Source organism: Kiloniella spongiae, from assembly GCF_001026905.1.
Lineage (GTDB): Bacteria > Pseudomonadota > Alphaproteobacteria > Kiloniellales > Kiloniellaceae > Kiloniella > Kiloniella spongiae.
Window position 1 is genome coordinate 80454 of record NZ_LAQL01000006.1, and the last position, 13535, is coordinate 93988.

Annotated in this window: 12 protein-coding genes; 6 read left to right on the forward strand and 6 right to left on the reverse strand. The window is 47.1% G+C overall.

The genetic code is table 11. The features are described from left to right. Positions 1 to 20 precede the first annotated feature (20 nt). The 3 genes from WH96_RS09320 to astB are packed head-to-tail and all read left to right on the forward strand — an operon-like array spanning position 21 to position 3902. Positions 21 to 1064: an arginine N-succinyltransferase gene (locus WH96_RS09320; RefSeq protein ID WP_047763901.1), complete on the forward strand. Its 1044-nt coding sequence runs from the start codon at positions 21 to 23 to the stop codon at positions 1062 to 1064. Then, positions 1061 to 2548 (forward strand): succinylglutamate-semialdehyde dehydrogenase, encoded by a 1488-nt coding sequence (gene astD / locus WH96_RS09325; protein WP_047763902.1) that lies wholly within the window; start codon positions 1061 to 1063, stop codon positions 2546 to 2548. Before WH96_RS09320 ends, astD begins: the two co-directional genes overlap by 4 nt. A gap of 4 nt (positions 2549 to 2552) precedes the next feature. Next, positions 2553 to 3902, forward strand: a complete 1350-nt coding sequence (gene astB / locus WH96_RS09330; protein ID WP_047763903.1) for an N-succinylarginine dihydrolase — start codon at positions 2553 to 2555, stop codon at positions 3900 to 3902. 124 nt (positions 3903 to 4026) lie between these two features. On the opposite strand, the gene WH96_RS09335 is transcribed toward astB, so the two are convergent. Continuing rightward, positions 4027 to 5337 carry an SAM-dependent methyltransferase gene (locus WH96_RS09335; protein ID WP_082130409.1) on the reverse strand — a complete coding sequence of 437 codons (1311 nt, stop codon included), beginning with the start codon at positions 5335 to 5337 and terminating at the stop codon, positions 4027 to 4029. 361 nt (positions 5338 to 5698) lie between these two features. Between WH96_RS09335 and WH96_RS09340 the strand changes: the two genes are divergently transcribed. The 3 genes from WH96_RS09340 to folD all read left to right on the forward strand — a co-directional run bounded on the left by WH96_RS09340 (position 5699) and on the right by folD (position 7797). Next, positions 5699 to 5998, forward strand: a complete 300-nt coding sequence (locus tag WH96_RS09340) for a YggT family protein (protein WP_047763904.1) — start codon at positions 5699 to 5701, stop codon at positions 5996 to 5998. Between the two features lie 42 nt (positions 5999 to 6040). Then, positions 6041 to 6676 (forward strand): bifunctional nicotinamidase/pyrazinamidase, encoded by a 636-nt coding sequence (gene pncA, locus WH96_RS09345; RefSeq protein WP_047763905.1) that lies wholly within the window; start codon positions 6041 to 6043, stop codon positions 6674 to 6676. A 221-nt stretch (positions 6677 to 6897) separates the two neighbouring features. Continuing rightward, the gene (folD, locus tag WH96_RS09350; RefSeq protein WP_047763906.1) at positions 6898 to 7797 is read left to right on the forward strand and encodes a bifunctional methylenetetrahydrofolate dehydrogenase/methenyltetrahydrofolate cyclohydrolase FolD; all 900 of its coding nucleotides are present in this window, start codon (positions 6898 to 6900) and stop codon (positions 7795 to 7797) included. A 123-nt stretch (positions 7798 to 7920) separates the two neighbouring features. Here folD and WH96_RS09355 read toward each other — a convergent pair whose 3' ends face one another. From WH96_RS09355 to WH96_RS09375, 5 genes are all read right to left on the reverse strand, one after another. Further along, on the reverse strand, positions 7921 to 8205 hold the full coding sequence (locus WH96_RS09355; RefSeq protein ID WP_047763907.1) for a DUF3253 domain-containing protein: 285 nt from the start codon (positions 8203 to 8205) through the stop codon (positions 7921 to 7923). A gap of 139 nt (positions 8206 to 8344) precedes the next feature. Further along, positions 8345 to 9124 carry a trans-aconitate 2-methyltransferase gene (tam, locus tag WH96_RS09360; protein WP_047763908.1) on the reverse strand — a complete coding sequence of 260 codons (780 nt, stop codon included), beginning with the start codon at positions 9122 to 9124 and terminating at the stop codon, positions 8345 to 8347. 68 nt (positions 9125 to 9192) lie between these two features. Continuing rightward, positions 9193 to 10395 (reverse strand): argininosuccinate synthase, encoded by a 1203-nt coding sequence (locus WH96_RS09365; RefSeq protein WP_047763909.1) that lies wholly within the window; start codon positions 10393 to 10395, stop codon positions 9193 to 9195. 168 nt (positions 10396 to 10563) lie between these two features. Next, entirely contained in the window at positions 10564 to 12747 is a 2184-nt protein-coding gene (locus tag WH96_RS09370) for a 2Fe-2S iron-sulfur cluster-binding protein (RefSeq protein WP_047763910.1), read from the reverse strand. A gap of 91 nt (positions 12748 to 12838) precedes the next feature. Next, the gene (locus WH96_RS09375) at positions 12839 to 13453 is read right to left on the reverse strand and encodes a glutathione S-transferase family protein (RefSeq protein ID WP_047763911.1); all 615 of its coding nucleotides are present in this window, start codon (positions 13451 to 13453) and stop codon (positions 12839 to 12841) included. Between the last annotated feature and the right edge of the window lie 82 nt (positions 13454 to 13535).

Here is a 13535-nt window from a genome sequence, read left to right on the forward strand (position 1 = left end):
GATCCGGGGAAAACGTCCCAATGTTAATTATCAGACCAGCTCGACAAAGTGATCTCGGCGATCTTATGGATTTGTCCCACGCTGTGGGAACAGGCATGACATCCATGCCAGCCAACGAAGGCGCCTGGCTTGAAAAGCTCACCCGTTCCGAGGCAAGCTTCAAGGCCCCGGCAATGGGACCTCAGGGTGAAATCTATTTTATGGTTCTTGAAGACACCAAAACTCAAAAAGCCGTTGGTACGACCGCTCTCTATGCCGGAGTCGGGTTAAAACATCCTTTTTATTCTTACAAAATATCAACGCTCGTCAACGCCTCATCCGAGTTGGAAACAACCCGCAAGATGAAGGTTATGCTATTGGTTAACGATTACACAGGCGCAACCGAAATCGGGTCGCTTTATCTTTCCAAAGAATACCGTCAGCCCGGTATCGGTCAGTTCCTTTCCAGATGTCGCTATCTCACCTTGGCAGACTTCCCCGATCGTTTTGGCGATATGGTGATGGCCGAAATGCGCGGCTGGCAGGACAAAGACGGTTCGTCCCCCTTCTGGAATCATCTCGGCGGTAAGTTCTTTGGCATAGCCTTTGAAAATGCAGACAAGATTTCTTCGGTCAAGGGAACTCAGATCATTTCAGATTTGATGCCCAAGTACCCAATCTATATCGACCTGTTACCGGACGAAGCTCAGGAAGTTATCGGCAAGCCTCATGAATCGTCCAGTCCGGCTTTGCGTTTGCTGGAAAAAGAAGGCTTTAACTTCAACGGTTATGTCGATGTTTTTGACGGCGGTCCATCTGTAGAGGTGCCAACCAGAAACATCAAAACGCTGCAATCAAGTCGAGTTGCCACCGTTAACGGTACAAAAGAACAGCCTGTAGCAGAAGATCAATCAAATCTCTTTATGATCAGTAATGCAAATATTGATGCCTATCGCATGTGTCTTCAACCCGCAGAGTTGGACGACACGCAATCCATCAAACTTACACAAGAAACCATCGACGCGCTCCGCCTGAAAGAGGGCGACGAAGTACGTTACGTAAAATTCCGGGAGAAAAAGTCATGAGCCTAGCACAGAAACTTTACATCAATGGCGAGTGGCGCGATGGCAAGGGGAGTGTCCTTTCCTCTACCAACCCTGCAAACAACGAAGTCATCTGGCAAGCGGCCTCAGCAACAGCAGAGGATGTAAACGATGCCATTATCGCGGCACATTCTGCGCTGCGTGGATGGGCGCTTGCCTCATTAGACAGTCGCATTGAAATCATCACAAAATACCGGGATCTCCTCAAAGAGCGTCAGGAAGATATCGCTGTTGCAATCGCAATGGAAACTGGCAAACCGCTTTGGGAAACCAAAACCGAAGCCGCCGCAATGATTGGCAAAGTTGCCCTCTCTCTCGACGCCTTTGAAAAGCGTACTGGCGACCATGAGAATCAAATGGGCGAAGGTCTGAAAGCAACTCTGCGTCACAAACCTCATGGCGTTGTCGCCGTATTCGGCCCCTATAATTTTCCAGGCCACCTTCCAAACGGTCACATCGTCCCGTCTTTGATTGCCGGGAATACCATCGTCTTCAAACCCAGTGACCTGACCCCGATGGTTGCCGAGGTTATGATGCAGGCATGGCATGATGCCGGATTACCTGCTGGTGTTCTCAATCTGGTGCAAGGTGCCAAGGAAACGGGTATCGCTCTTGCCGGACACGACGGCATTGATGGCCTGTTCTTTACTGGTAGCTCTGCAACAGGTGAACTCCTACACCGCCAATATGCAGGTAAGACAGGTAAAATTCTGGCTCTGGAAATGGGCGGAAACAATCCGCTGGTTGTTCTGGAAGCAAGCGATCACAAAGCGGCTGCGTATCACACTATACAGTCGGCCTATGTCACCTCGGGGCAACGTTGCACCTGTTCTCGCAGGTTGATCGTCCCAACGGGGACAGAAGGCGACCAGTTTATCGAAACACTGTCTTCACAAATCGATGGCATCAAAGTCGGACAGGATGATCAGGAAAATCCGCCCTTTATGGGATCTTTGATTTCCAACGCCGCAGCAGACGGCATTCTGGCCGCACAGGAAAATCTTGAGAAATTGGGTGGTAAAGTTATCAAGCGCCTGGAACGACTTTATGACGGCAAGCCATTTTTAACGCCCGGTCTTATCGATGTAACGTCCATTAAAGATCTTCCCGACGAAGAATACTTTGGGCCCCTCCTTCAGATCATCCGCGTTGCTGATTTTGACGAAGCCATTGCTGTCGCTAACAACACCCGCTTTGGCCTTTCGGCTGGTATTTTAACCGACAACAAAGACCTTTGGGAAAAATTCTGGGTCGAAAGTCGTGCCGGTATCGTCAACTGGAACCGTCCACTGACAGGCGCTAGCGGATCAGCACCTTTTGGGGGTGTCGGCGCCAGTGGCAATCATCGCCCAAGTGCTTTCTATGCCGCAGATTATGCCGCCTATCCTGTTGCTTCTCTCGAGGCCGATACGCTTAACGTGCCTGCGCAGCTAACACCCGGCATCACCCTAAAAGATCAAGGATAAGCCGATGACTTATTACGAGGTTAACTTTGACGGCCTTGTGGGCCCGACACATAACTTTGCGGGCCTTTCCTATGGCAACATAGCATCCGATAAGTCAGCCAAAGGAACTTCAAGTCCCAAAGGTGCTGCCTTGCAAGGGTTGGAGAAAATGAAGGCCTTGGCAGATATGGGCATGAAGCAGGGTGTTTTACCGCCGCAGGAACGCCCTCATCTGCCAACGCTTCGCGGCTTGGGTTACAGAGGCAACGAAAGCGATATCCTCACGAAAGCGGCAGAGGAAAACCCGGCTCTCTTTGCAGGCACCTGTTCTGCCTCTTCAATGTGGGTTGCAAATGCAGGTACGGTATCGCCACGCCCGGATACAAAGGACGGCAGAACACACTTCACCCCTGCAAATCTGATCTCGATGTTTCATCGTTCCATCGAGCACCCGACAACCGGGCGTACATTGCAGACCATCTTTGCCGATGAAAGCCGCTTTGCCCATCATCCTGCCCTGCACGGTAGCCATCACTTTGGGGACGAAGGCGCTGCAAACCATACTCGCTTTTGTGACAACTATGGTGATCCCGGTGTCGAGTTCTTTGTCTATGGTGTTGAAGCCCTACGTAAAGGCGCACCCGGTCCAAAAAAATTCCCGGCCCGGCAAACATTGGAAGCCTGTCAGGCTGTTGCCCGTCTCCACGGCCTATCCGAAGACCGGGTCGTCTATGCACAGCAAAATCCCGATGTGATTGATCAAGGTGTGTTCCATAACGATGTTATTTCGGTTGGCAATGGACGTGTTCTGTTCCACCACGAGAAAGCTTTCCTCAATACCGATACTGTGAAAGAAGAGCTCAACAGAAAACTGCCAAACGGCGATATGATTTTTGTCGAGGTACCCGATAATCAGGTCTCTGTTGAAGATGCTGTGCAAAGTTACCTCTTCAACAGCCAGCTAATTTTACCTTCAGGCAGTGGCAGTAACGCCATGACACTGATCGCGCCTATTGAGTGTCAGGAAAATCCACGGGTAAAAAAATATCTGGAGGATCTTGTTCAACAAGACGGTGCCATCAGCAATGTCGAATTCTTCAACCTTCGCCAGTCCATGAAAAATGGTGGCGGTCCTGCATGCCTTAGATTGCGTGTTGTCCTCAGTGATGATGATTTAAGCAATCTGGGCGCACGTGTCCTGCTTGATGACGCACTTTACGAAGATCTAAAGGCATGGGTTTCCAGACACTATCGAGATGAACTTTCACCCGATGATATCAAAGACCCTGCGCTTCTACATGAAGTGCGTACAGCACTTGAAGAATTGACCGACATTTTAAATCTCGGAAAACTTTACGATTTCCAGCGGGCTTAAGTCGGATTCCCGTCCTGGCTTAAGCTTCTTTTATCCCGAGTGATCACCGTATCACTCGGGATCTTTTTTGACGCTTCGCGCCATGTACAATTTCAAGGCTAGTCTTTTCCAAAGTAGGGTGATCCTAACCATGGCCTTTTTCGTAGAGATCAGATCGTGTTGGGGGCATCCCGGAAAGCCCTTTGGTTCTTTTGGTCGCAACGGTTTGGAAAATATTCAGTGTCCCCCGTGTGAAGGCTAAGGATACCCCGGTGAGATAAAGCACCCAGAGGCGGTAGCGTTCTTCACCAGCTTCTGCAATCGCTTCCTCTCTTCTCTCGATCAAACGACGTGCCCACAGCTCTGTTGTTCTGGCGTAATGCTCGCGCCATGCTTCGACGTCATGAACCTCGAAACCATGTGCTTCAAGATTTCTCGCGGTCATACCGATATGATCAACTTCCGCGCCCGGGAAAATGTATTTGAGCATAGAGTTATATTCAGGACGTTTTCGATTGAACTTCGCATCGCTGGTTTTTCCTCTGCGGGTAATCGCGTGATGCAAATAAATTCCGCGCAGTTCCAAAAGGCGGTTAACCGTCAGATAATATTCCCGGTGATTCTCTATCCCGACATGTTCAAACATGCCTATGGACGAAATTTTATCAAAGGTTCCCTCTAACAAGCGAAAATCCTTGAGCTCAACCGATACTTTGTCTTCAAGGCCCTTTTCTTTAATACGCTGTTTTGCCAGGGCCAACTGTTCTTCAGACAAAGTAACCCCGACAGCGGTAACGCCATAGTGTGTTGCCGCATGGCAGATCAATGCCCCCCACCCACAGCCAATATCCAGCAAGCGGTCCCCTGGTTTCAAACGTAACTTCCGACAGATCATATCCAGCTTGTCACGCTGTGCTTGCGCAAGATCATTGGACCAATCCGTAAAATACCCACAGGTGTAAACCATCTCAGGATCAAGAAAGAGTTCATAAAATTTGTTCGAAACATCATAGTGATAGGCAATATCGTTTTGCTTGCTTCCTCTACCAGACGTCTCGCCCTGTCCGTCCAGTTGGATGTTTTGTTGATCCGTTCGTGTAAAGAGAAGGGGAAAGAGGTTTCGCAGTAACAGGCTCTTATTCAGGCTTTTAAGGAGGTTCTTGGTTTTGCCCTTTGGGCGACGTTCAGCAAGGTCAAAAAGCGTGCCCCCGCGAATATCCAACCCACCTGAAAGATAGAGATCAATAACCGTCTTTAGCTTTGGCCGTCTGAGTAATTTTGTTAAAACTGTCCTATCTGTCAGCGCCAGACGCAGATTATTCTTGTCATCATCAGAGGGTGGAATAAGAGAGCCATCCCAAAGCTGAAAAGAGAAATCCAACCCAAGTTTTTCATGAAGGTGAGAAAGCGCTTTCCGAACACTTTCCAACGAGCGGTCCTGCCCCATAACAGACATCACTAATCCTTTGATAAATCAAACAAGATTGCACCGCACTCACCAGAAGCTTACTCAAGCCTATGACGAGACGCAAATACTCCGTCAGATATGAATCAAAATAGAACGAACCAATAACAAAAAGGCGATATCATCAGTACATGTTTAATCTCTAAGTGCATTCAATAAGCACAGATAAAGAGATACGGGGTCGACTTGTAATTTGCTTTACAACGTCCTATTTAGCTCCAAAGAAATGCCATTCTAAGGCAGGAAAGAACTTCGAGGTAATCGCTTGGCTTGAATCTACACAGGCAGATATGTAGTCTGTTCTTAATTCAATGTTGCTAGCAACCTCCCAACCGATTGAGATGTGTTTACGATGGATATTATTCTGGGGCCTTTGATCACTGTACTTGTTATTGCACTCGATCTCTTTAAATGGGCCGTTATTATCTCGGCTATTTTAAGCTGGCTCGTTGCTTTCAACGTGATCAATACCCAAAACCAGTTTGTCAGCATGGTCGGGGAATTCCTGTGGCGCCTGACCGAACCGGCACTTCGCCCGATCAGAAGCATAATCCCCAGTATCGGAGGCATGGACCTATCCCCGATCGTTCTTTTACTTATCATCATATTCCTACAGAATGTGCTGATTAACCTCCGCATCAGCTTTGCTTAGAACAGCTTAAATCTGACTTTTAAACAAAGAAGGTATCGCACAATGTCACATTCTCTCAATTTGAGTAGTCGCGATGCCCTCTTGATCATCGACCTACAAAACGATTTTTGCACTGGTGGCGCCTTGGCTGTGCCAGAAGGCGAGGCCATCGTGCCTGTTGTGAACAAGCTGATTGACCGCTTTCCCCACGCACTTGCAACACAGGATTGGCACCCGGAAGGACACTTGTCTTTTGCCTCATCTCACGAAGGGCAAGCCCCCTACGGAACAGTTGAACTCAGTTATGGTGAACAGGTTCTCTGGCCAGATCATTGCGTTCAGGGGGAAGACGGCTCAACACTGCACAGCGATCTGAATAAAAATACGCTGGAACTGATATTACGCAAAGGCTTTCGCAGAGAAATTGATTCCTATTCCGCCTTTTTCGAAAATGATAAAACAACCTCGACCGGCCTCACCGGGTATTTAAAAGAACGCCAGATAGAACGAGTCTTTCTCTGCGGTCTTGCAACTGACTTTTGTGTGTACTATTCAGCAATAGATGCCATCAAGCAGGGGTTCGAAACCTTTGTAATTGCCGATGCCTGTCGAGCAATTGATTTGGACGGATCATTGGCTAAGGCCATGACTCACATGCGAGAATCAGGTGTTGAAATCCTGAGTTCAGACGAGCTTTAACCGGATTATCCGATCAGTCAATTCGCGATTCAAAACAGAAAGCCTATCCTGCCTTGCGATAAGTCATTGCATCGCCAGACCTAAAGCCATAAAACCACGAAAACAGAAGTCAGAATTGCCTATGCTTTATCCTAGTTCAAACAGGATTTATTTGGCTTATGACCCCAATAAAATTGACATTGGGATAAAATTGACACTGGGATCAATCAAGGAGACCTATGATGTCCACTGCGACAATTATTGATGGTAGAAAATTTTCCGCTACCCTTCGTGGCCGTATTGCAGAAGAAGTAACTCGCCTGAAAAACGATCATGACCTAACACCTGGTCTTGCCGTTGTTCTGGTTGGTGAAGACCCTGCCAGTCAGGTTTATGTTCGTAGTAAAGGCAAACAGACCCTTGAAGCAGGTATGAATTCTTACGAGCACAAAATGTCCGCTGAAACAACTCAGGAAGAGCTTTTGGCGAAAGTTGAAGAGCTCAACAACGATCCTGCTGTTCATGGTATTCTTGTTCAGTTACCTGTTCCTGATCATATTGATGACCACGCAATCATTAATGCCATTGATCCAAACAAAGACGTTGATGGCTTCCACGTGATCAACTCTGGCCGTTTGGCAACTGGCGCACGTGGCGCAAGCGCCCCGATGATCCCTTGCACACCACTTGGTTCTATCATGCTGTTAAAAGACCATCTTGGTGATCTCTCTGGCAAAACAGCCGTAGTTGTTGGCCGTTCCAACATCGTTGGCAAGCCAATGGCTCAGCTTCTGCTTCAGGAAAGCTGTACTGTAACCATCGCGCACAGCCGCACCAAAGATCTTCCAGACGTTGTTCGTCAGGCTGATATTGTTGTTGCCGCTGTTGGACGTCCTGAAATGGTCAAAGGTGACTGGATCAAACCTGGCGCGACCGTTATCGACGTTGGAATTAACCGCATTGAAATTGATGGCAAAAACAAACTCGTAGGCGACGTTGCAACAGCAGAAGCAATGGAACACGCCGGTGCAATCACACCGGTTCCAGGTGGCGTTGGCCCGATGACAATTGCATGTCTGCTTGCCAACACACTGACCGCTGCCAGTCGTCAAAACGGGCTGAAAGAGCCTAATCTTCTCTAAGTTTCGCGCTATCAAATAGCCATTAAAAAGCCCGGGACTGAGTAATCAGCCCCGGGCTTTTAGTTTCTTATCTTCGTTGGCGCTAAAAAAGCTAAGCCAAACGCATCATTTAAATCTTTCGACTTAAGCAACCACAAGCTTGAACAACCCCTTAATCGGTGCCTTCGGGTCTGCCACTTCGCCTTTGCGAATAATGTTGATCCGACCTGTACGTGCCAAATGTAAAGCCTGCTGGCGTACAGCGGGGAGATACTTGCGCCAGGCATCCGGGCGATCTTCTTTTTTTGCACGAGGCTTGTAATAAGCGCGCGCAAGAGCATCCGGGCTAACGGCATTCTCAGCCCCGTAGAGTTCCCCAAGGATAAAAATCGCAATCGGGTCGTCAGTTTTTTTCTTCTCGTCGCTCATATCAATCTCTCTTCATAAGAATGGCGCCTTCACTAACGTGAATCTCACCCGGGGGCAATGACAATCTGCATAGCCCGCCGCCTAGCTGCTTTGCGATTAAGGCATAGTATATAGAGAGTTTATCAATATAGAGAGTTTATCAAAGTTTCTTTTGGGCAACGATAAATAATCGTGGAAAAGTCAAAAGAACACAGCCATCGTTCAAGGGTTTATAAGCCTGTTTGATCTTGCCAAGATACTGTTCCAAATAGGCCTGTCTTTCTTCATCATTCAGTGGTGCGAGAAAAGGCCTGAGACCAGTAGATTTAACCCAATCGACAATAGCATCTGCATTCGGCAGAACATGTTCATAACTGGTCCGCCAGATATCAACAATCTCGGATTGATCTGTGAGCCAATTATAATAGTCCGCACTACTGCCAATGGTTTCCCGCGATTTTACTGCTTCCGACAGCTTCGCTGACCATGATCCTTCTGTTGCAGTCTCCCGCATCAGGGCATGGGTTGATTCTGATAGGTTATCGGGCATCTGCACGGCAAAAATACCGCCATTGCTCAGGCATCTCATCAATCGTGGAAACAATTCGTGATGCCCGGTTACCCACTGAAGTGAGGCATTGGCAAAAATAACATCTACCTTTTCCAACGGATCCCAAGTCGCGATATCATCAAGAGAAAAAGCAAGATCAGGTAATCTCTTTTTCGCCTCATCCAGCATGTTTGGAGAAGAATCCACGCCAGAAATAACAGCAGACGGAAACCTTGCCTGCAAAAGCTCTGCTGAATTACCGGGACCACAGCCAAGATCAACAACCTTCTTTGGCTGATCAATGCTTACTCTGTTTAGTAACTCATAAGCTGGACGTGTCCTAAGATCTTCAAACTGAAGATACTGATCTGTGTTCCAGTCGGTTTTCAAAACATTTCTCCCAAAAACAAAAAGCCCCGCAATCGCAGGGCTTTTTTATCTGAAAATCTATCACGAAATTATCTTTGTTTATTCAACAGCTTCAACCGCAGGGCATTCAGCTTGATAAAGCCTTCTGCATCGCGCTGGTCATAAACAGTATCTTCTTCGAAGGTTACATGTTCAAGGCTATAGAGTGACTTCGCAGACTCACGTCCAGTAACAATCGCATTACCTTTATAGAGAGACAAACGCACATTACCTTCTACATGCTCCTGTGACTTATCAATCATAGCCTGTAGCATTTCACGCTCTGGACTGAACCAGAAACCGTTATAGATAAGCTCGGCATATTTCGGCATCAGTTCGTCTTTTAGATGCATTGCACCACGATCGAGCGTAATTGATTCGATCGCACGGTGTGCCGTCAGAAGAATTGTGCCGCCTGGTGTTTCATAAATACCACGAGATTTCATGCCAACAAAGCGGCCTTCAACAAGGTCAAGACGTCCGATACCATTTGCACCGCCAAGTTCATTCAACTTGGTAAGAATTTCGGCAGGGGACATTTTTTGACCATTGATTCCAACGGCATCACCTTTTTTGAATTCAATGGTGATTTCAGTGGCTTCGTCCGGCGCATCCATTGGTGAAACAATGCGCTGATAAACATGTTCACCCGGCGCGACCCATGGATCTTCCATTTCCTTACCTTCTGAAGAGGTATGCAGAAGGTTGGCATCAACAGAAAACGGTGCTTCACCACGCTTGTCTTTCGCGATCGGAATTTGGTGTTTTTCGGCAAAATCGATCAACTTTGTACGAGATGTCAGATCCCATTCGCGCCAAGGAGCGATAACCTTGATATCCGGGTTCAGCGCGTAGCAGCTTAGCTCGAAACGAACCTGGTCATTTCCTTTGCCCGTCGCACCGTGAGCAACAGCATCAGCACCTGTTTCTTCGGCAATCTCAATCAAACGCTTGGAAATCAGCGGACGAGCGATTGACGTTCCCAACAGATAAACGCCTTCGTAAACAGCATTGGCGCGGAACATCGGGAAGACAAAATCGCTGACAAACTCTTCACGAACATCTTCGATATAAATATCTTTAACGCCACAAGCTTCTGCTTTTTTGCGTGCTGGTTCCAGCTCTTCACCCTGACCAAGATCAGCAGTGAAAGTCACAACTTCACAGTTATAGGTTTCCTGAAGCCATTTCAGGATAACTGAAGTATCAAGTCCGCCTGAATAGGCAAGTACGACTTTTTTGATATCGCCCATAAGAGTTCACGCCTCTGCAAATAGTGGCTATGCCGCAAGAAGGCATAAGTGCCGTTTTTCGGTAAATCTGCCGGGAGTATAGGTAAATCCTGATCCAGAGCAAGTATTGTCAGCAGGAATTACAGTGAAAACTGCAATTATTTTACCTAATCAAATTAGTCTATTTACCTAGAGGTCCAATACGACTTCACTCTCATCATCAGAATAACCTGCTGGCTTTTGTGGCACGGCAGAACATAACAGAATCTCATCGTCTGTGATTCCTGCTGAGTACCCCTTCGGATAACAAATAGATCCGGCTTTCAACTTCGTTACGCAGGCACCGCAATTCCCGGATCGACAGGAAAAGTCCGGAAATATACCGTTTTCTTCAGCCAACTGTAACAAGCTCCCCTTTTCAGGACGCCATTCTACTGCTTGATCTGTCGACATGAAGCGGACCATAACAGGTTCTTGGGGAAGGTCGCCATGATCAGCCATTTCCAAGCTACCACTGTCTTCTGCAATACCCGTTTTTAACCCCTGAGAAGATTTGAGTACCATTGAAGGGCCAAAGGTTTCATAACGAATACGTTCCTCACGCACCCCTAATCCCCCCAAAGCTTTGTAGAGAGATTGCATGAATCCTTCAGGGCCACAGAGGTAAAAATCATAATCATCAAGAGGCAGATGCTCTCTCAAAAAACTTGAACCAATGCGCCCTTTGGCTTGAAGTCCGCTACCCAAAACATCGACAGATCCCGGCTGAGAATAAACATTGTATACTTCAAAGCAGTCAAACCATGTGGACAGAGCGTTTGTATATTTACCAAAAGCATGCCCATTCCCATTCTTCGTTCCATGAAGAAAATAGATTTTACGCCCACGAGGGAATTTTTTCTCTTGCTCCAATAAAGCTTCGGCCATGGCCATCATTGGCGTCACACCGACACCGCCAGAGAGAAAAACCACAGGACGCGTACTTTCTTTATCCAGATAAAAATCACCGCGCGGCGCTTGCGCTTCAATGATATCTCCCGGTTTTATACGATCATGGAAATGTCTCGAAACTAATCCAGCTTCTTCGCGTTTGATTGAAAGACGATAATAACGACCGTTAAAAGCATTCGAGATTGTATAGGTTCTTCTTACTTCTTTATCTTCTTCCTTCGATGAAGCTCTCGGCATACTAACCCGGATCGGTAAGTGTTGGCCGGGTTCATACCTCGCCAATGTCCTTTTATCTTCCGGTACAAGATAAAAGGATGAAATACTTTCACTTTCTTGCTCTATTTTAGCGACCACATAGCGCCGCCATGCATTCCGATCCTTTGAAGTCGAGAGCGCCTCTTCTGCTTCTTCCCAAGTACCTGTTAGATCAAGAGAAGGAGAATAGCTTTCGAAGTTCCAAGACATCGGCAGACTCTGTTCAACCAGTCGAACCTCTTCCACCTTGATTTGAACTATACGTTGAGCATCAGCAAAAACCTGAACTTCCGGACCATCCCAGATAACTTCAGCTAGCCCAGTGATATAGAGAAGATCGCCTGTTTCGAAATCGGGAACCAGCAAACCAGCCTTTGGATACAGTTCTATATTGCCAAAAGTATTAAAGTGGTTGTTCCCCGGAAAATCGGGAAACAATAACGTTTTGTCATCAACGACTTTCAAAAATCCGGGTTTACCGCCACGATGGGACACATCCACCCCAAAGCGATGATCACTGTTATCCGGGAAATAAGCAGACGCAATAAAGAAGGTATCCGCTTTGCCAATGATCCCTTTAGCCGTCTTATCCAAGACCTCAGAACGCTTTTCCGGGCTTATTCCTAAAGTTTGAAGAATTTTCTCGCTTGTTTTTTTTTGACTTAGCTTTTTTTGATTTGGGCTTTGATCATAAACAGGGGTTCGCGCTTGAATATATTGCGGACAGTTGCCAAAGCTTTGATCTACTTTAACTGAAAACCCCTTTTGATCTGTTCGGCCCCGGACCTTGCCTGCCAAGCGGTTTCTCCGCCGCGTCTGGAACTCAATTCCCAAAAAGCCCAGCGGAGATCCAACTTCCAGATTTTCAGACAGGGGATCACCCGATAAAGGTGCATTATTAATAACCAGAGTTTCTCGGTCAGGTGAACTGATAAAGCCAGCTTGACCAATAACCATTGACGCCCATGGACGTCCTTGCTCATCCAATGATCCCACAACAATTTGCGGCAATTGCCCATAAAATTCACGATGTTGATCCGGTAAAAAATTGCGCACAAATTTAGGGGCGTAGTGATGAACATTCTCCAAAACCCCCAGGCGTCGCTGTATCGCCAGTTCCCCTTTGTGAAAGGGCGTGGCTTTAGGATCAAAAAAGGATGTATCCATAACAGAACTCCCTATTCGCGCTTATTATTTTGTGAAGAGAAAAAAGGCTCTGAACATCAAATTTATTCAGAGCCCGCATTTAAACCTGTGATCAGGCCGCATCACTCAAAGGTGTTTTTTGCATGCCAACAAAATTTGGCAGGGCTTCAACTTTGGAAATCCAAGCCTGGATATTGGGGTAAGAATCAAGAGAAACATCGCCCTCAGGAGCGTGAGCGATATAAGTATAAGCAGCAACATCAGCGATGCTCACCTTCTCCCCAACCAAATAGCTCTGTCCATCAAGAATCTTGTTCATCGTATCAAAAAGTGCCGTTGCACGTGCTTTGGCAACATCGTGATCCAGATTTGCCCCAAACACTTTAACCAATCGCGCTGTCGCAGGACCAGATGCAATTGGCCCGGCTGCGATAGAAAGCCAGCCCTGAATTACAGCCTCTTCCTGTGCGGAACCCAAGCTCCAGGCATCACCACCGTATGTGCGGGCCAGATAGACAAGAATGCCATTGGAATCCCACAGAACAACACCGTTATCATCAAGAACAGGGACCTGCCCAAAGGGATGCATTTTCAAAAATTCAGTATCCTTATGGGCGCCAGCCATCAGATCGACATCAACCAGTTCATACTCAAGGTCCAGCAAAGAGAGAAACAGCTCAACACGATGTGCATGACCGGAAAGTGCATGACGATATAATTTAATCATTCTTCTAATCCTTAGAGGCTTAAATCAAAATATGAGTGAATTATTTGAAAAACGGAAAGTTACCCGTCCATCTGAAGATAAG

Excerpts from the sequence above, each read along its gene's own strand:
- folD (WP_047763906.1), top strand. The coding sequence starts at position 6,898 with ATGTCCACTGCGACAATTATTGATGGTAGAAAATTTTCCGCTACCCTT.
- pncA (WP_047763905.1), top strand. The coding sequence starts at position 6,041 with ATGTCACATTCTCTCAATTTGAGTAGTCGCGATGCCCTCTTGATCATC.
- WH96_RS09365 (WP_047763909.1), bottom strand. The coding sequence starts at position 10,395 with ATGGGCGATATCAAAAAAGTCGTACTTGCCTATTCAGGCGGACTTGAT.
- astD (WP_047763902.1), top strand. The coding sequence starts at position 1,061 with ATGAGCCTAGCACAGAAACTTTACATCAATGGCGAGTGGCGCGATGGC.
- WH96_RS09335 (WP_082130409.1), bottom strand. The coding sequence starts at position 5,337 with ATGTCTGTTATGGGGCAGGACCGCTCGTTGGAAAGTGTTCGGAAAGCG.
- WH96_RS09340 (WP_047763904.1), top strand. The coding sequence starts at position 5,699 with ATGGATATTATTCTGGGGCCTTTGATCACTGTACTTGTTATTGCACTC.
- WH96_RS09375 (WP_047763911.1), bottom strand. The coding sequence starts at position 13,453 with ATGATTAAATTATATCGTCATGCACTTTCCGGTCATGCACATCGTGTT.
- WH96_RS09355 (WP_047763907.1), bottom strand. The coding sequence starts at position 8,205 with ATGAGCGACGAGAAGAAAAAAACTGACGACCCGATTGCGATTTTTATC.
- WH96_RS09320 (WP_047763901.1), top strand. The coding sequence starts at position 21 with ATGTTAATTATCAGACCAGCTCGACAAAGTGATCTCGGCGATCTTATG.
- astB (WP_047763903.1), top strand. The coding sequence starts at position 2,553 with ATGACTTATTACGAGGTTAACTTTGACGGCCTTGTGGGCCCGACACAT.
- WH96_RS09370 (WP_047763910.1), bottom strand. The coding sequence starts at position 12,747 with ATGGATACATCCTTTTTTGATCCTAAAGCCACGCCCTTTCACAAAGGG.